Annotated in this window: 9 protein-coding genes; 1 reads left to right on the top strand and 8 read right to left on the bottom strand. The window is 47.0% G+C overall.

Going from position 1 to position 17,391, the window contains the following annotated elements:
* Positions 1 to 393: 393 nt before the first annotated feature.
* The 3 genes from KUA50_RS11080 to KUA50_RS11070 all read right to left on the bottom strand — a co-directional run bounded on the left by KUA50_RS11080 (position 394) and on the right by KUA50_RS11070 (position 4,325).
* Entirely contained in the window at positions 394 to 2,385 is a 1,992-nt protein-coding gene (locus KUA50_RS11080) for a glucosamine-6-phosphate deaminase (protein ID WP_218456103.1), read from the bottom strand.
* An 86-nt stretch (positions 2,386 to 2,471) separates the two neighbouring features.
* Entirely contained in the window at positions 2,472 to 3,263 is a 792-nt protein-coding gene (gene nagB, locus KUA50_RS11075) for a glucosamine-6-phosphate deaminase (protein ID WP_218456104.1), read from the bottom strand.
* A gap of 171 nt (positions 3,264 to 3,434) precedes the next feature.
* On the bottom strand, positions 3,435 to 4,325 hold the full coding sequence (locus KUA50_RS11070) for a helix-turn-helix domain-containing protein (protein ID WP_022111103.1): 891 nt from the start codon (positions 4,323 to 4,325) through the stop codon (positions 3,435 to 3,437).
* A gap of 391 nt (positions 4,326 to 4,716) precedes the next feature.
* On the opposite strand from KUA50_RS11070, the gene KUA50_RS11065 reads away from it, so the two are divergent.
* Positions 4,717 to 6,906: a glutamine synthetase III gene (locus KUA50_RS11065; RefSeq protein WP_218456105.1), complete on the top strand. Its 2,190-nt coding sequence runs from the start codon at positions 4,717 to 4,719 to the stop codon at positions 6,904 to 6,906.
* Between the two features lie 351 nt (positions 6,907 to 7,257).
* Here KUA50_RS11065 and KUA50_RS11060 read toward each other — a convergent pair whose 3' ends face one another.
* The 5 genes from KUA50_RS11060 to KUA50_RS11040 form a co-directional block, all read right to left on the bottom strand.
* Positions 7,258 to 9,348, bottom strand: a complete 2,091-nt coding sequence (locus KUA50_RS11060; RefSeq protein WP_218456106.1) for an Omp28-related outer membrane protein — start codon at positions 9,346 to 9,348, stop codon at positions 7,258 to 7,260.
* Positions 9,349 to 9,410: 62 nt separating this feature from the next.
* On the bottom strand, positions 9,411 to 11,531 hold the full coding sequence (locus KUA50_RS11055) for a M6 family metalloprotease domain-containing protein (RefSeq protein WP_218456107.1): 2,121 nt from the start codon (positions 11,529 to 11,531) through the stop codon (positions 9,411 to 9,413).
* A 36-nt stretch (positions 11,532 to 11,567) separates the two neighbouring features.
* Positions 11,568 to 12,458, bottom strand: a complete 891-nt coding sequence (locus KUA50_RS11050; protein ID WP_218456108.1) for a Calx-beta domain-containing protein — start codon at positions 12,456 to 12,458, stop codon at positions 11,568 to 11,570.
* Between the two features lie 34 nt (positions 12,459 to 12,492).
* Entirely contained in the window at positions 12,493 to 14,034 is a 1,542-nt protein-coding gene (locus KUA50_RS11045) for a RagB/SusD family nutrient uptake outer membrane protein (RefSeq protein ID WP_218456109.1), read from the bottom strand.
* Between the two features lie 25 nt (positions 14,035 to 14,059).
* On the bottom strand, positions 14,060 to 17,047 hold the full coding sequence (locus tag KUA50_RS11040) for a SusC/RagA family TonB-linked outer membrane protein (RefSeq protein WP_218456110.1): 2,988 nt from the start codon (positions 17,045 to 17,047) through the stop codon (positions 14,060 to 14,062).
* Positions 17,048 to 17,391: the final 344 nt, after the last annotated feature.

Below are 17,391 nucleotides of genomic sequence, written 5' to 3'. Positions count from 1 at the left end.
ATATGTTCCCAAATGTGATGATTTTATATTCGCGGGGGACAATGGTACTTAAGATTTTATAATTTTAGCGTTGTTTTAATTCCAGATTTACTCTGAAAATGCGATGCAAAATTACAACTTTTCCGATGATTTATATTTCTATAATATAACAATAACTTTCGCTAATGTTACATAAAGAGGGAAATATACGAAAATGCTACATGAGGAAAAGTTCGTGTTACACCAGAGAAAGTTGTCCGATTTTTCCGAAAGACAGCAGGGGGATTACATGACACTGCGAAACTCTTCACCAATCCCAAAAGAACCTCGTAATCAGTGCCTAAAAATAGAGCCCCCAGCTGAAATTCAGCTGAGGGCTCTTAAGATATATTCAGTTATGGAATCTGAATCAGATTATAAAGGTTTATATTCTACGAATGCTTCCATCGCCTCATAGCAAGCAAGACCCAAGTTATCATACAACTGGGCTGTAGCGCGGTTTCTGTCTTCCGCACGCTGCCAGAAGAGACGGTCGTCATTGCCGAGGAAAGGAGCACTTTCCATCTGAGACTGGTGCTTCAGGATAGAATTACGCTTAGCACGCAATTCCTCTGGGCTCAATGGAACACACATCTCGATGTTCTCAATCTCCCATTCTGCCCATGCTCCACGATACATCCAGATGCGGCAATCCTTCAGCCACTCTGCGCCAGCCTCCTTCTCGAGGTCGATGGCTGCGAGTACGGCGTCAGTACACTTGCGGTGTGTGCCATGAGGGTCTGCCAAGTCGCCAGCTACATAGATCTGATGAGGCTTCACCTCCTGCAGCAACTGTCTTACTACTGCTACGTCCTTCTCGGTCATAGGGAGTTTTTCTATCTTACCGCTCTCATAGAATGGAAGGTCGAGGAAGTGGACATGATCCAGCGGGATCTCATTATAGGTACAAGCAATACGTGCCTCGCCACGACGGATAAGACCCTTGATGGTAAGAATGTCTCTTGTATCGAAGTCGCCCTCCTTCTTGTTGGCAAAGAATGTCTTGATCTCCTTGTACTTGTTGGCGATGATGCTGTCCTTGGATTCTGCAAAGAGCTGATTGAAACCATTGATGAAGTGCATGAAGCGTGTTACTTCCTCATCACCTACTGCGATGTTGCCGGATGTCTCGTAAGCCAGATGCACGTCGTGGTGCTGCTGAACCAGACGGCGGATGGTTCCGCCCATAGAGATAACGTCATCGTCTGGGTGTGGAGAAAACACTACGACACGCTTTGGATATGGTTTGGCACGCTCTGGACGATAGGTATCGTCAGCGTCTGGTTTACCACCAGGCCAACCGGTGATCGTATGCTGCAAGTCGTTGAAAATCTTGATATTAGCATTGTATGCAGAACCATAGAGAGCCAACAGCTCGCTCAGACCATTCTCGTTGTAGTCCTTGTTGGTAAGCTTCAGGATTGGTTTGTCGATCTTCTGGCAGAGCCAAACCAGTGCAGAACGTACCAGCTTGTCTGTCCATTCGCATGATGAAACCAACCAAGGGTGCTCAATACGGGTAAGATGGGCAGCTGCACTCAAATCCAATACCACCTGTGCGTCTGGGTGAGTCTGCAGGAAAGTAGCAGGCAGGGTATCTGTGATGTTGCCCTCTATCACCTTCTGCATAATCTCAGACTTTTCGTCGCCCCATGCTGTCAGGAATACGGTCTTGGCTGTCAGGAGAGTGCCAACACCCATTGTGAGTGAACATGGAGGAACCTGCTCCTTGGTCTTGAAGCTGTTTTCCATCTCCTCGCGTGACATGTTGCCGATGAGGATGATACGGGTGAGCGACTGGATGCTTGACCCCGGTTCGTTGGCTGCGATATTACCCATGCGGCCGATGCCGAGGATGGCAACGTCGAGACCACCGAAGGTCTTGATGCGCTGCTCATAGAGGCGGCAGGTGTCCTGTACAGCCTCCTGTGCGATGCTGCCATCGAGGGTGAAGATATTCTGTTCTGCAATATCCACGTGGTCGAGGAAATGCTCCTTGAGCTGGTTGATGCTGCGGATAGAACTGTCCTTGCGGAGTGGGTAATACTCATAGGCATTGAATACTACAACATTGCGGAAACTCAGCTTCTTCTTCTCGTAGCGGCTTACCAATTCATCATATACGGGATTGATAGAGAGGCCTGTGCCCAATGCCATCACGTAGTACTTGCCTTCGTGCTGGGCAGCCTTAATGCCCTTCTCAATGCAGTCGGCAATATGACTACAGCCTTCGCTTACAGATGCGAAGATATCGGTATGAATTTTCTCCATGCGGGATATTTCGGAGTATTCCACGGTCGTCTTAGGCTTGTAGAATTCCACAGGTACCTTGTTGAGTACGATTTGTGAACTAAGATTTAATCTCATAACGTAATATATTTATGTAATGTAATATATTGATAATGTTGGAATTTTCTCTCGGTCTGTTGGAATTTTCTCGGTCGAGGGGTCTTTTAGATATTGTTCTTCTCGATATCCTTGAAGTAGCGGTAGGTTCCCACTTTCAACTCGTCTGTAGCCATTTCATCACAGATGATGATGCCGTGCTTGTGGAGCTGGAGTGCGCTGATGGTCCAAGCCTGTGTAACAGGACCTTCGATGGCAGCGTGGAGAGCCTGTGCCTTGTTGTGGCCATTGCAGAGAATCATCACCTCTCTTGCGTCCATCACGGTGCCTACACCTACGGTAAGAGCCAAAGCAGGAACAGCCTCAGGATCGTTGCCGAAGAAGCGTGAGTTGGCGATGCGGGTGTCGGTGGTGAGAGTCTTCACACGAGTGCGTGAGGTGAGGGAAGAGTAAGGCTCATTGAAGGCGATGTGGCCGTCAGGACCAATGCCGCCGATGAAGAGGTCGATACCGCCTGCAGCCTTGATCTTCTGCTCGTAGCGCTCGCACTCAGCTTCGAGGTCTTCTGCATTACCATTGAGAATGTTGATGTTCTCCTTAGGGCAATCAATGTGATCGAACAGATTCTTTGCCATGAATGAGTGGTAGCTCTCTGGATGAGACTCTGGCAAACCCACGTATTCATCCATGTTGAAAGTAATGACGTGCTTGAATGATACCTTGCCTTCCTTGACAGCCTCTACGAGCGCTGCATACATACCCATTGGGGATGAACCGGTTGGCAAACCAAGTACGAATGGACGCTCTGCTGTTGGAGCGAACTTGTTGATTGTCTCTACTACGTGATTGGCTGCCCAACGTGACAGCTCATCATAATTTTTTTCAATAATTACGCGCATAGTCGTTAGTATTAATGATTTGTTTTTAACTATAAATAATGTATTTATTTAACTGATTTATTTTTGTTGAATCAATTCTAATTTTGTCGCAGCAATGAAACCGATAGTCTTTCTGTCAGACCTTTTCAGCCTTTCTGATAGTTCCCTTTCAGTTGTTCCTGTACGATTCTGTCAGCTGTTCCGGCAGTTCTGCGGACTGCATCCGATGTGGGTCTTCACGAATTTGCAGAACGAGGCATAGTCGTCGAACCCGAACCTTTCGGCTACTTCCTTGATGGGAATATCGGTGTATTTCAACTCAGCCCTGATCTTATCTACTGCATGTTCCAGGATGATGCCGATGGCAGGCTTTCCTGTGTACTGCTTGACAATCTTTGAGAGATATTTCGGACTCACGCATTGCTTGTCAGCATAATAGGCCACGGTGCGATGGCAACCGTTGTCAACTGCCAGGGCATTGGAGAACTCCAGAAAAATCCTGTCGGCACTGTGCCTGTGCTGCGTGGTAATCACGTTGTCGTAGGCAGGCACATGAATGTCGTTGATTACATAGAAGAAGATACTCGCCATCAGACTTTCCTTCAGTTCGTTGCAGTAGTGGTCGTGCCGATTGCTGCGGAAACGCAGAATGTTGACGAACGTACTGATGAAATTGTGGATAATCTTCTGGTTGTAAGATATCAACGGTTTCTGGTTGAGAGCATTGAACATAATCCATGCATCTCGGTTGCTCGTCAGCAGGCGGCGTACTGCCGAGAGGGAATAGCCTACCATCGTGATGAGGCACCTCTCGCTCTTGCGGATGCTGTGAACGATGACGTTGGGAGGAACAAGCAGCAGGTCGCCGGCAAAGAGTTCTATCTTGCGGTCGTCGAAATTCAGGCACAGATTGCCGTCCAGACAGAAGAGCATCATCAGGAAATTGACCTTGATGCTTTCTTCTTCGTCGGGAAATAGCAGCAGGGGAGATGCTACTACATAATCCGGGTCGGAAAAAACCGAATTGCCGTCTTCTTCTGCAAAGTCTTGCAGCTGATAACTTGTTAGTCTGTTGTTCATCATTCTTTTATTGTCGGTGCAAAGTTAATAAAAAAAGAGGGAATTCCATTACATATTTTTCCCCATTATTCTACCTTATACCGCAATATTGAGTAAAAAGGCGTTTTTTAATTCTTTTTTAGGAGAAAAAAAGAAGAAAATGGGGAAAAATATGTAACTCTAAAATGCTTATTTTCCTATTCAAATTTGTCACCTTATAATATATAGTGTATCATTACCTTATTATATATAGTTTCATCGTCTCATTTTATTCAGATAAGGTTGTCTAATATATATAAAGATGTGATTTTATTTGATATAAGTTTGAAATTTGCATAAAATGTGAGCAAAATGTTAGTGTTTTGCCAAAAAATTACTAACTTTGCACCCGCAAACTTATAAATACGATAAAAGAATGGCTAATTTGAGATTTGAGGTTGTAGCCGAGGCCTTTAAGAAAAGACCTGTAGAGGTGGAAGCTCCCAAGGTTCGCCCTTCGGAATACTTCGCCAAGTATGTATTCAACCGCCAGAAGATGTACAAGTATCTCCCATCTGATGTTTACGAGAAACTCATCGATGTGATTGATAATGGTAATCGTCTGGATCGTTCCATCGCTGATGCTGTGGCTGCGGGCATGAAGCTTTGGGCAGAAGAAAACGGGGTAACTCATTATACGCACTGGTTTCAGCCTCTTACCGAGGGTACTGCAGAGAAGCATGATGCTTTTGTGGAGCACGACGGCAAGGGTGGTATGATTGAGGAATTCTCAGGCAAGTTGCTTGTGCAGCAGGAGCCTGATGCCAGTTCGTTCCCTAATGGCGGAATTCGCAACACTTTCGAGGCCAGAGGTTATTCTGCCTGGGACCCAACTTCGCCAGTCTTTATCATCGATGATACGCTCTGTATCCCTACCATTTTTATTTCTTATACAGGTGAGGCCCTCGATTATAAGGCTCCACTGCTCCGTTCGCTCCATACACTGAGTGAGGCAGCTACCGAAGTGTGTCATTACTTCTATCCTCAGGTGAAGAAGGTGCAGACCAACTTGGGATGGGAACAGGAATATTTCCTCGTGGATGAAAGTCTCTATTCTGCCCGCCCTGACCTGATGCTCACCGGACGTACGCTGATGGGACACGATTCTGCCAAGAATCAGCAGATGGATGACCATTATTTCGGAACCATCCCTGAGCGTGTGCAGGCTTTCATGAAGGATCTGGAAATCCAGGCACTCGAACTCGGTATTCCTTGTAAGACCCGCCATAATGAGGTGGCTCCTAACCAGTTTGAGTTGGCGCCTATCTATGAGGAGTGCAATCTTGCTGTAGATCACAATATGCTCCTGATGAGTTTGATGAAGCGTGTGGCACATAAGCACAGTTTCCGTGTTCTCTTGCACGAGAAGCCATTCGCTGGCGTCAATGGTTCGGGTAAGCACAACAACTGGAGCCTCTGCACTGATACTGGTGTTCTGCTTCATGCGGCAGGCAAAACTCCTGAGGATAACCTCCGATTTGTAGTGTTCATCGTGGAAACCCTGATGGGTGTGTATAAGCACAACGGTCTGCTGAAGGCTTCTATTATGAGTGCAACCAATGCCCATCGACTGGGTGCCAACGAAGCTCCACCTGCCATCATCTCCTCTTTCTTGGGCAAGCAGCTCACTGATCTCTTAGACCATATAGAAAAGGCAGATAAGGAGGAACTCTTTGCATTGGCAGGCAAGAAGGGAATGGAACTGGATATTCCTGAGATTCCAGAGCTGATGATTGATAACACCGACCGCAACCGTACTTCACCTTTTGCTTTTACCGGCAATCGCTTTGAGTTCCGTGCTGTGGGTAGTGAGGCCAACTGTGCATCATCTCTTATCGTGCTGAATGCAGCTGTGGCTGAGGCTCTCGAAGAATTCAAGACCCGTGTGGATGCACTTATTGCCAAGGGTGAGGATCAGACTTCTGCTATTATAGATATTGTACGCGAGGATATCAAGACTTGCAAGCCTATCCGCTTCGATGGCAACGGCTATTCTGATGAGTGGAAGGAAGAGGCTCAGAAGCGTGGACTCGACTGCGAGGCTTCCTGCCCAGTGGTCTTCGACCGCTATCTGGATAAGGAAAGCATCGAGATGTTTGCCAAGACCAACGTGATGAGCGAGAGCGAGTTGAAGGCGCGCAACGAGGTGAAGTGGGAAACCTATACCAAGAAGATTCAGATTGAGGCTCGTGTGATGGGCGACCTGAGCATGAACCACATCATCCCAGTGGCAACCCACTATCAGAGCCGTCTGGCAAAGAATGTAGAGGGCATGATTCACATCTTCGGTGGCGAGGAAGGCAAGAAGTTGACTGCCCGCAATGTGAAGATTATCCGTGAGATAGCCGAGCGCACCGAGGCAATAGAGCGTGGTGTAGAGGCATTGGTAGATGCCCGCAAGGTAGCCAACAAGATAGAGAGCGAGCGCGAGAAGGCAGTAGCATATCACGACACGGTAGCTCCAAAGATGGAGGAGATCCGTTATCAGATAGACAAGCTCGAGCTTCTCGTAGCTGATGAGCTTTGGACCTTGCCAAAGTATCGTGAGCTGCTGTTTATCAGATAATATTTCCTGAATTAGGAATTGAGATAATAAAAAAAGAGTGCATTGTTTGTTACAGTGCACTCTTTTTTTGTTCCGTGAATATGGTAAAGTAGGTTAAAAGTAATATAAAGAACGTGTATATAGCAAAAAAACTTAGTTTGCTATCGAAGCAGGCTTCATTGGTCATTGAAATAGGCTTCATTTGACGATGAAGTAAGCTTCATTTCAAATGTGTAGTGTGAAGTAGAATGGCATCTATAAAAAATAAGCTCCCTTGACTAAGAAATGCCAAGGGAGCTTTATCATTTTATGACTTCATATAGTTCATTTTATGATTTCATATTACTTCATATGATTTCATACAACTTCATATTACTTCACAACAACCTTGATGGTCTGGCCATTTGAAAGCTTCACGAGGTTGATACCCTTTGTTGGAGCATTCAATTTCTGACCATCGATGGTGTAACGACCTACCTCTTTCACCTCGTTCCAGTTGATAACGTTAGAAATGCCGGTAAGGTCACTGTCGCCAACTGCTACCATGTTGGTGTTATCTACCCACAAATCGTTCATGGCAGATGCAAGAGCAGTCTTGCCATCCTTCTCTGTCTCTTTCATAGGACGGCTTACAAACGCAATGATATGCATGTTCTGGCTCTTCCAAGCATCATCAAGCTCAACCTCATAGTCGTTCTCGTAGCTGTTGCCGTTGGTCTGGAGAGCATCACCGAGTGTACCAGTCACAATCTTGCGCAATACGTAGTTGTGGGTGAACCTAGGCTTTGCAATAGAACCACCAGTGTTCTGCTTGCCGATTACCTTATCCTCTGTAAGATAAACTGTGAGGCGGGCATCATCACCAATCAGCTGCTGGTATTGGTTGATGAGCTTACCCATTACCTTGATACTCAACTTGCCTGTTGCGTCATCAAGTTTAGAATCGATACCTACGGTAGAGAATGATGGATAATATGCTGCAGACTCGTTGATGATTGTGTTGAGCATGCTAGCAACATTATCCTGGTCGCTTGCATCCTGAGCAGCCATGTTCACTGTCAAAGCCTTCTCGTAATTAATCACGTCATTATCGTAGAAGTATCTGTTGAAGGCACCGGAACCATCTGATGGAGTAGAGTAGTAAGCCAACTTGTTAGCCTCTGGCACTGTGAATTCATCTGATAATGTTTCTACAGAACCATCTTCATTTACCTGCTGGCTTTCTCCGTGGATAGAAACGATAGCAAGGTCGTCGTCTTCACGAGCCTTGGCTGTCTTGGTGAGTACCGCGTCTGCAAAGAAGGTGTATTTTGACATCTGGCATGCGTAGAACTCTACCAGGTTCTTGGTACGGTCGAAGTTGTCCTTATATACCTTGAACTTGGTGGTCAACTTATCGTTGGTCAAGTCGCCCTCTGGTTCTTTTCCTTCTACCAGTACAGGATATACTGTTACCTCATGTTCGCCAATAGCCCAATCCTTGTTGATAGGAAGTCCTACTGGAATATTGGAATAGTCGGCATTGGTGATCTCTCTGAAATTGTCACCGACATTATCTTTGTCGTATGTGAAAGTACCCATTTTCTCGCCATCCACCTCAATGCCGAATTTTACGTTTGTGATGTTGTCACGTCCGTCATTGTGGCAAGTGAAGGCTACGCCTGTCTTAGTGTCGTTTTTCACAAATGGTGACATGGCTATCTTGTCCATTACCAAGTCGTGGATGATGAAGTTGCCGTCTTCCTTCTCGATGATGAGCTGAATCATGAGATTAGAACCGTCAGTTCCAAGGTAGATAGGCTGCCATGCCCAACTGTTTGGGTCGTGCTTACCATCAATGTCACCAAAAGCCAAAGCACCGCATGTTCCTGCGTAGGTACCTGAAGAGGCGATAGGGTAGCCTGCATCTGCACTCATGTTGCTTGGTGTGAAATCGTAGTATGGCAACAAACCGTCGAAGGTCTTGGTGTCAATCTTATAAGGCTCGTCAAACCAAACGTAGTTCCAGTGTGCTACGGTTGAAGGTACTTCCTTTGATGCCAGGATGTCGCCTACATAAGGAGTACCGTTCTCTATCTTCACGTGGCAGACACCCACCTTGCTTGCGCCGATAGGAATGTTGACATAGAAGCGGGCACCTACAATCTTGCAACCCTCGAATTTCTTGAATGCATCGCTATAGAAAAGTGTACCCAAAGATATAGCTCCTTGTGTATCTGCTGGGAATGTAGCTGGCCATACATAGCTCTCGTCATAGCTGTAGTTGATGTATCGCTGGTTGTCGGCGATGTCAGAACCTGCTCTTGTAGCTACTTTCTTGGTTGAATTCTCAACCTTTTGTGGAGCAGAGGTCTTTGCCCAATTCTGGGAGGAAGCATTCATGTTGATGTGCTTCATGCTCTGGGCATTGGCAGTCATTGCCATCATGGCAAGGGCTGCTGTCATCAAGTAAATATTTCTCATTTTTCTTTTTGTCTTAAATTGTTATTCTTGATGGGTGCAGTGAGACACCGCACCCACTTAACTTATTTCTTAACGTAAACCTTCTTTGCGGTTCCATCTGTAAAGGTCACGATGTTGAGACCTTCGAAAGGAACATTGCTCTTTTCGCCAAGGACATTGTAGTAAGCCTTTACTTGCTTATCGGAAAGCACGATGTTGCTGATGCCCGATGTTGAGCCTTCAGCCACGTAGACCTCATCGATAAAGAATGCGTCTGATGCAAAGGTAATCTTTACTCTTCCGTTGGCTGTAATCTTGGTAGAACACTCGTTCCATTTGTTTGGCTCCAGCTTGAAAGTTGCAGTCTCTACTGTTCCGTTGTTGACAGTTACGGTCATTGTCTTGCTTGACAGATCGTAAGGGGCAGCCTTGAATGTAAGAGTTACATTGCCATTGATCTTGATCTCAGGAGAGGTGAAGGTGATGTTGGTGGCTCTTCGCTTGCCTACACGGGCACACTGGAAGCCTCCCTTGAAGGTCTGCACATTAGATGTCCAGCCGTTCTTGTCTGGTGAGAATGCACCGTTGGCAAATTGGTTGGTGTTGCCGATTATATAGAAGCCCTTGTCATCGTTGCCACCTGTACCCAGGCACTTGTCAAATGTTTCCTGGAAGATGTAGTTCTGCTCCACGTTGTTCTTGTTCAAGTTCTGGAAACTGAAAGAGGCTGTGCCGTCAGCAGCGATAGCCATATCCGAGAGGATGATGTTCATCAACTTGGTGCCGTCGGTGTTCAGATTGTACGTGTTGCAGGCAGGGGTGGTGTTGTTAGCCAGACGATTCTTGTTGCCGTAAGGCCAAGGGTCGTTCTCTTCATTCTTGTCGCTCTTTATGTTGTCAGCAGGGATGAGGGTGATACGCTCATGGTCGTTGATACCAGCCATCATGGAGTTTGGAATATTGTAATTCCAAGCCTTCAGGTTGTAGTCGATGTGGTTGATGATGATGCCCGATCCTGCAAGTCCTGCGTCCCAACCTTTCTGCTGTCTGTTCTCTATCAAGTAATACTCGTCAGAATTGTTTGGATTCTTGAAGATGTAAGCATCGCCGCCCTCTGCAAGGGGTTTCATGCCTGATACTGAAGTATTCTCCTTTAACTCGATAGGGGTAATCCAACCTGCGGCATACTTCTCGTAAGCTGTATATCCGGCAGGAGTAAAGCCGTTGCCATTGTAGTTGCCCTGGCACATCAAATCCCAGGTTCCCATACCATACAGGCCAGTGTAGTTTACATCGTATGCATCAGGATAGCCGAAGCAATGAGAGAACTCATGGCAGATGGTACCGATACCGTCCACCTCGTTGGATGTAGATAGCTCGTTGGAACATGCATAGTTTGTCAACGTCTTGTTGCCGCACTTCACTGGGCTTGTCATTCTTCCCTTGTGTGGCCAGATGGTGTTGTCACCTCCGCCAGTAGCCTCGCCACGTCCGGCATAGACCACGAATACCATCTCCATCTCTCCGTCTCCATCCCAGTCGTATGGAGAGAAGTCGATGCCTTCTGCGGCAGCCTTGCCTAGACATCCAGAGATCATCGCCTGTACGTTCACGTCCTGTTGGCCTCCTTCGTTCTTGCCATAAAAAGCTTGCTCGCCGAGGGTATAAGGACCCATTACGTCGAAGTTCATCTCAAACTTGCCGTTGCTCTGTGCCTTGAAGTAGTCGGCCACGCTACCCTTGAAATTACCCTCGCTGAACCCTGGCTCGTTGGCTACACGGTTGTAGAATGCCTTAGGGTCGTCCATGGTGAACTTCTTGTCGGAGAACTGAGCCAGCAGGATGAGACACTTCTTTTTGCCGGTGTAAGAAACGCCTCTTGTGAGGCTTGTGCTTCCATTGGCACCAGCAAGGAGGTTCTTCTTAATGATGTTGTCAGGGCAAGCCTGCTGGCGCATCACTTGGGCGCGAGTCCGTAGCTGAGCCATGTTGGCAGGCTTCAGTCCATCGGATGTGTCGTAAGAATAGCGGTTGCCATCCTTGTCCTCCCAGAAGTGGAGGAACTCATCGCCACATAGCTGAACCTGGACAGTCTGTCCAGTCTTCAGCGTAAATGTCTTCCATATGCCACGCTTGGCAGGTACTGCATGGATAGTAGTACCAACCATTAACATGGACAAGATGAATAGCAGTTTCTTCTTCATAAAACGTAATTGTTAATTGTTGTTTTATCTCTAACTTTACTTCGCTCTGGTCAACTTGATGTTCGTCACGCGGAAGAACTCGGCATACTGGCCGCTGATTAAAGCATAAGCAAACAGATATTTGCCTTCCTCGAAGGTAATCTCCTTGCAATCGTCAGACCATGTACCCTTGATAGGTGTAGTGGTGAGCTTGCCGTTTTCGAGGTTACTCAACAGGATGTTGACCTTTCCGATTCCGTTGCCAGCGTCGAAGTCCTCGATGAAGTTGTACTTCATCAGGTTGTCGAATGCCACATAGCCCTGCTTGGTTGCCGCATCGTAGTGGTAAGACAGTCTTGCGGTTGAAGAACTCATGGCCATGCCTGTCATGTACAGGGTGTTGTTGTAGTCGCCCTCGTCTTCATTGCTTGCACCAATGATCTTCACTACGGAAGTCATGGTCTCGCCGGTATAGCTTACGCCTGTGAGTACCCATTTGCCCTGCAACTTCTCGTAGATGTTGGCATCGTTGTCCTTCAGGGAGACCATCGTGGTAGCGTTGCCTATCTTTGCACCCTTGGCAGAGACGATGGTAATCTCGAAAGTACGATCTTCGTTGATTTCCTCATCATCTACAGGCTCTACTTCGATGTGTGCCGTGCTGTCGGAGATGTTGATGGTCTTGTCTGTAATATAATAATGTACGTCTTCCTTAGCAGGGTTGCTGCCCACCTCTTTCACCTCTACAGTGACATACACATTGCCATTGGTCTTGCCAGTCACCTTGATAGGCACATTGGTCAGTCCCTGGCTCTCCTTGATGTTCATGGTGGCATTCTCCATGCTTACGGTCACGTCGGAAGCCGTGTTCCATGAGTCATCGTCGCTGGAGCAGGCACCGAAGAAAGCGACTACGGCCAGCAACATGAATAATTTGATGTATTTCATATCCGAATGAATTCTTGTTTATTACTTCGTTTGATTAATAACCTGGGTTCTGCTGTCCCTTCAGAATTGGGTTGGCATCCAGCTCGGCCTTTGGAATAGGCCAGGTGAGGCGATAGTCGTTGGCTTTATATTGTATCGCCTTACCCTGCTTCACGATGATTTTGTCCAGCGTCTCGTTCTCCTCGTGGAGTGACACACGCTTGAAGCCCTTTCCATAGCGGCGGATGTCGCTCATACGCATGCCTTCGCCGATGAACTCACGCTCACGCTCCTCTTCTACAACCTTGAGGAATGTGGTTGGCTCAGAATAGGTCTGAGGCTCATAGTCCACGATACGATTGTTGAGGAATGTGTTGAGATATTTATTGGCATCCTCCATGTGGTTCAGCCTTGCTTCTGCCTCTGCGGCGATGAGGTACATCTCAGAGAGACGGAATGGCTTGCTCATATTCATGAGGTTGTTGTTGCTGCTGGTGCGAAGTTCTGAGTTACCAGGGAACTTGTTGAACACGTATGCCTCATAGTTGCTACCTTCCACCTGAAGGTTCTCGTAGAGTTTCAAGAATACTTCGGCACGAATGTCACCCTCGTTCATCCACAAGAGGTCAAGTGTGCCATAGGTAGGAATGTAATCCGCTTTGGTCTCCGACTCGCTTACGAAAGGAGTGGCGTTGCAGCCGCCAAGTTCTGTAGGAGTCATGTTGGGACGGAAGATGATTTCCGTACCTTCGTCGTTGGTCCATAGCTTGGCATAGTCCTTGATGGTGGTGAGTTTGTACTTGCCACTGTTGATGACAGCCTCGGCATACTTGGCTGCGTTTTCCCAGTCGCCCTTCACCAGGGCAACGCGAGCTTGAAGTGCTCTTACGGTCAGGGAATGGATGTAAGCCAAAGGCTGACTTTCCTCTTTTTCTACTGTCACCCCCGACTTCTCATAGGCCGCCAGTCCTTCATAAGCCTTCTGCATATCTTCCTCTATGAGGGCGAAGGTCTCATCCAGGGTAGAGCGGCTTGGATAGTCGGCGAGGTTACCCGTAGGGTTGTATTTGGTTGACAAAGGAAGTCCGCTTGCAGCCTTGCTTGGGTCGCACTGAGTATATGACTGGCAGAAATGGTCTGCCAACCAGAAGTATAGGTAGGCGCGCACGAAGTGGGCTTCTGCTGCATAATGGGCGAAAGCCACCTTGTCGTTTGCGCTGAAAGCGTCGCTTGCCGTCATGCTGGCGGCGTGGTCCATAATGGCATTGGCGGTGGCTATGGTAGAGTAACAGCCACTCCACTTGTTGGAAATGTCACCATCTGATATGGTGATGGTACCATTGGAGAATGTACCAATGCGGTTACCATTGCTGATCAAGCCATGGAACTCGTCCATCTGGATGTCGGACAAGTAAAGCCAGGTGCCCGATGTTACTCCTCTCATGCTGGCATAGAGAGAATTGCGGAACTGGCGAAGATCCTTCTCCTTTTCGATGGCAGTCTGGTCGTCCAGAGAACCGTATGGGGCCTGGTCCATACTACAAGATGTGAACGCCATCGCACACAGAAGCATCAATGAAAAATATATCTTCTTCATAATTCTTTTCTGATAATACTTTTATTTAGAATGTTAACTCTGCACCAATCACGAACTGGCGGGTGTTTGGATAGTTGAACTGAACGACATTCTTGTCTGGCTCAGGGTCATATCCGTCGAATGGAGTGATGGTAAAGAGGTTGCGAGCTATACCAAATACTCTGATGTCCTTGATGTAGTGTACAGCCTGCATCCATTTCTTAGGCAACTGATACTGAAGGGTCAGCGTCTTCATGCGCAGGAACGATGCGTTGCTTATGGTATGGCTGTCCAGGTAGATTTCGTAGCCGTAGGCTGGAATGTCTGTCACCTGTCCAGGTGTGGTCCATACGTTCAGCATATCTACACACTGGTTGTAGGTGGTACCCTGATTGGCGTTCTTGGTGAAGTAGTCGTCGTTTACCATCATGTACTTGCCCGATTGCCAAGCAAAGTCAGCGATGACGCTGAAGCCCTTCCATGTGAAGTTGGTACCAAAACCACCAAGCCATGGGGCGTAACGGTTCTTGCCCAGGAATACGGAGTTGTTGGTCTCGTCATACACCTTGGTGATGTTGCCGTTCTTGTCGTACCACATAGGCTCTCCTGTACGAGAATCTACGCCTGCATAGCGCACCTTGTAGAACTCACCTAAGGCATGACCTACCTCCAGTTTCAGACCAGTGCTGGTAAGCTCGTATTCGTTGCGACCAGCGAACAACTCTGTGATTTCGTTCTTGTTGTAGCCGATGTTGGCTGATACTGTCCAGCTCATGTCCTTGGTCTTGATCAAGTCCACGTTGACGGTTGCCTCGAATCCCTTGTTGACCATTGAACCGATGTTACCCATACCGGATGTGAAACCTGTAGTCATAGAGTAAGGAATCTCCATCAGCATGTCGGTGGTCTTGTTGCGATAGAAGTTGGCATCTACTGTGACACGGTTGAAGAGTCCGATGTTCAAGCCGATGTTCAGTTTACCCACCTTCTCCCAGGTCAGCTTGTCGTTGCTTGCCTGTGTGATGTCGATGGAACCCTCGCCATTGTAGTTACTGCCCGAACCGAAGAGTCCGTAGAAGTCGTAAGAGCCGGCACCAGAGTCGTTACCTGTAGTACCATAGTTGGCACTGATGGTGAGGTCGTCCAACCATTTCACTGTGCGCAGGAAGTTCTCTTTCTTGGCGTTCCATTTCAAGCCTACAGAGCCGAATGTACCCCAGCGGTGCTTAGGCGCAAACTTAGAGCTGCCATCGAAACGGAGAGATGTATATACGAAGTACTTCTCCTTGAAGTTGTATTCTGCTGTGCCGAAGAGAGAATTGGCAACCTCCTTTGTACGGCTATCTACCTGGTCGGCAGGAGAGATGGTAGTCGCTGTGTTCAGCGTCATGCGGCGTGGGTCTGTCTGACCGGTTGTGAGGATGCCGAAGCTTCTGCCCTTCTGTATGCGGGTCTCCTCGCCTAAGAGGACGTTCACATAGTGAGGACCGAAGTTGTGACGAAACTCGGCTGTGTGGGTCAAGGTGTAAGCGTAGTAGCGCTTGAGGCTTGCTGACACACCACCTGTCCTGGCGTTAACTACCTGTCCCATTGGTGTGGTGAACTTATCGTATGGGAGGCTCGTTCTGTCGGAAGTGAGGTCGTAGCCGAACATAGACTGCAAGGCTGTGAATGTCAATCCCTCAATTGGAGTGAACTGTTCGTTCAAAGAAAGGTTGACGGTTATGTTCTTGTTAGCCTGTGTCGTGTTCTTAGAGTAGAACCAAGGCATTGTGAACTGCGAATAGAGAAGAGCCTCTGCACGGTTGCCCTTTACCATATTGCCGGCTTCGTCGAAGCTATAATAATAAGGTGTATCATAAGGCAAAGCCATCTTGGATGCTACCAGAGGGTTGGTCACGTAAATCTGGCTATTGTCCGCCCACTGGCTGTTCTGGCTGTAGTCCTGTACACCGAAGTTGGAACTGAAACCTACCTTGAAGAATTTATTCAAGCGAGAGTTGATACGGGCTGCCAGGGCACTGCGGCGCATCTCTGAATCCTGTATCAAACCATCTTCCTGATGGTGGTTGAATGACACGTAATAGTTCATGGTCTGTCCACCGCCCTGCAATGTAGCATTGATGTCGGATGTTGGAGCCGAATTGTCTATCATTTCATCGCGCCAGTTGGTGCTGATACCATACTTGCTCACCAAGTTGCGGATATTATCGCTCACTGGTTGACCAATCATGTCGCGGAACTGGATATATTGTTGAGAGTTCATCATCTCCTCACCCTTGCTGGTAGCAGAAGAGATACCATACTGTGCCTTTACGGTGAGTTGTACCGACTCGTTGTACTTAGCCTGCTTGGTAGTGATAACAATTACACCATTGGCAGCACGAGAACCATAGATAGAGGTTGACGCAGCATCCTTCAACACGGTGATGTTGGCAATATCTGATGGGTTCAATGTGCTGAAGAAACTTGCGGTGATAGGAGAACCATCGAGAATGAACAAAGGCTGGTTAGAAGAACCGATAGAGTTGACACCACGCAAACGAATCTGAGCAGACTGTGAAGGGTCACCGGCAGATGACAGAACAGACAAACCAGATACCTGACCAGCAAGAGCATCAGTAAAGTTTGGGGTTACGACTGTTTCCAACTTCTTTTCTCCGATGTTGGAAATAGCGCCAACTACAGATCCCAACTTCTTGGCAGCACCATAACCAGTAACGATTACCTGCTCCAGTACCTGCGTGTCAGGATCCAAAACAACCTGCATCTTTTCTGATGCCTTTAATTTCTTTGTTACCATACCGATGTAACTGAACTCAAGCTCTGCTTTGTTGCTTTCAACATCCAGAGTGAAGTTACCATCGATGTCGGTAACAGTACCAGAAGTAGTACCCACAATCTTGACAGATGCACCGATAATCGGTGAACCGTCTTCTGAAGAGGTTACTACACCAGAAACGTGAGTTTGTGCCAACGCCATTCCCAAATTAAGGAAGACGCAAGCAATAAACATCATGAGTCTTTTTTCCATAGATCTCTTTTTTTATATTAATTGTTATTACTTATTTTTTAAGTGTATTCTACTAATTTTTTTCGTTATATCTGACCCTTTTCGAAGGGACATCGCTTTAAACGGTGCAAAAATAAGCATTTTTTATATTTCTTCCAAATGTTTTTGTGAAAATATAAAATAAAAGCTATATTATTCTAATAACTTGACGTTTTATAAGGGAAAAATGGATGAAAAATCATATTTTTAGTGTTTATTGAACTTTTTTGTAAGGAAAAGTTGGTTTTATGTAGTTTTTATGTAGAAAATCTTGTGAGTTTCGGGATAAATTATTACCTTTGCCGCCAAATGAGAGGAAAATTAAC

Source organism: Segatella hominis (assembly GCF_019249725.2).
GTDB lineage: Bacteria > Bacteroidota > Bacteroidia > Bacteroidales > Bacteroidaceae > Prevotella.
This window is presented reverse-complemented; position numbering and strand designations above follow the sequence as displayed.

Bases quoted from the DNA above. Each gene is read 5' to 3' on its own strand.
- KUA50_RS11080 (WP_218456103.1), bottom strand. From the start codon at position 2,385: ATGAGATTAAATCTTAGTTCACAAATCGTACTCAACAAGGTACCTGTG.
- nagB (WP_218456104.1), bottom strand. From the start codon at position 3,263: ATGCGCGTAATTATTGAAAAAAATTATGATGAGCTGTCACGTTGGGCA.
- KUA50_RS11070 (WP_022111103.1), bottom strand. From the start codon at position 4,325: ATGATGAACAACAGACTAACAAGTTATCAGCTGCAAGACTTTGCAGAA.
- KUA50_RS11065 (WP_218456105.1), top strand. From the start codon at position 4,717: ATGGCTAATTTGAGATTTGAGGTTGTAGCCGAGGCCTTTAAGAAAAGA.
- KUA50_RS11060 (WP_218456106.1), bottom strand. From the start codon at position 9,348: ATGAGAAATATTTACTTGATGACAGCAGCCCTTGCCATGATGGCAATG.
- KUA50_RS11055 (WP_218456107.1), bottom strand. From the start codon at position 11,531: ATGAAGAAGAAACTGCTATTCATCTTGTCCATGTTAATGGTTGGTACT.
- KUA50_RS11050 (WP_218456108.1), bottom strand. From the start codon at position 12,458: ATGAAATACATCAAATTATTCATGTTGCTGGCCGTAGTCGCTTTCTTC.
- KUA50_RS11045 (WP_218456109.1), bottom strand. From the start codon at position 14,034: ATGAAGAAGATATATTTTTCATTGATGCTTCTGTGTGCGATGGCGTTC.
- KUA50_RS11040 (WP_218456110.1), bottom strand. From the start codon at position 17,047: ATGGAAAAAAGACTCATGATGTTTATTGCTTGCGTCTTCCTTAATTTG.